This window comes from Micrococcus sp. Mcc89, assembly GCF_024519795.1.
In the GTDB taxonomy this organism is placed as follows: domain Bacteria; phylum Actinomycetota; class Actinomycetes; order Actinomycetales; family Micrococcaceae; genus Micrococcus; species Micrococcus luteus.
In genome coordinates this window covers 1-1114 of sequence record NZ_JALJRI010000091.1, presented here as the reverse complement: position 1 = coordinate 1114, position 1114 = coordinate 1, and the positions used below count along the sequence as shown (strand labels likewise).

Genomic DNA, 1114 nt, shown 5'->3' with positions numbered 1-1114 from the left:
CGCCTGACCCCCATGAAGGATCAGACCGCTACACCATCACGAGGGGCTTGACCCGCGGCCGCCCGTGCAGACATCAATGAGGGGATGGCCGCATGATCCCGAGCGAGGAAGAGGTGGATTGGTCAGAGGTGACCGGTTCGGCCCATTCGTCCGGTCCGTCCGGTTCGACCAGAGAGGCCGGACCAGTCGGTCCGATACTGGACGCCGTAGACGGATGGCTGTCCCGGTTCATCCGCACGACCACCCCGGAGGACATTCACCTGCTGACCCTGTGGGCTGCGCATACCTACGTGGTGGAGCAGACCTACACGTCCCCGCGTCTCCAGATTGATTCTGTGATGCCGGGGTCCGGCAAGACGACATGTCTGGAGCACCTGGCCCACCTGGCCCGCCACCCGTTGTCCGCGTCCACCATCTCCAGTGAGGCCCTGTTGCCCCGCGTGCTGGAGAGCGGCATTCGCACGATCCTCATCGACGAGGCGGACCGCTCGTTGGACATGAAGAATCCGATCATGGCCGGAGTCCTGGCGACCATCAACACCGGCTACAAACGGGGCGGATCACGGCCCGTGCTCGTGAAGGATTCCGAGGGCAATTACACAGCTCGTGAGATGTCCACGTTCGCCCCCGTCGCCCTGGCCGGCAATAACCCCAACCTGCCGGACGACACACGGTCACGGTGCATCCGCGTGCTGCTGATGCCCGACCTCGACGGGACCGCCGAGCCGTCCGACTGGGAAGACCTGGAGGACGACGCCGACCAGCTGCAAGTGCAGCTGTCCGAGTCAATGGACGCGGCGCGAGACGCCGTTGCAGAGGCACGCCCGGAGCTGCCGCCCGGGTGCGTGGCGCGGCATCGGGAGAAGTGGCGCCCCCTCGCCCGTGTCGCCGCCGTGGCCGGTGGTCGGTGGCCGTCCATCGCTGAACAACTCATCCTGCGTGATCTGCAAGAGCACGAGACAGAGAAGGAAGAAGGGCTGATGGACCGGCCGCTGCGCGTACACCTGCTGTTCGACCTGGCCGAGGTCTGGCGAGAGGGGGAGATGTTCGTGCCGACGCCTGTCAAGGGCCATTGAGTTCTGCCCATAGGCGGCCAGTGTTTCTTCCCGCTGGT

The 1114-nt window shown here is 65.5% G+C and carries 1 protein-coding gene; it reads left to right on the top strand.

Features of this window, described 5'->3' with window-relative positions; translation table 11 throughout:
• Positions 1-92 precede the first annotated feature (92 nt).
• Positions 93-1076 (top strand): DUF3631 domain-containing protein, encoded by a 984-nt coding sequence (locus NR072_RS09030; protein ID WP_256836932.1) that lies wholly within the window; start codon positions 93-95, stop codon positions 1074-1076.
• Positions 1077-1114 lie beyond the last annotated feature (38 nt).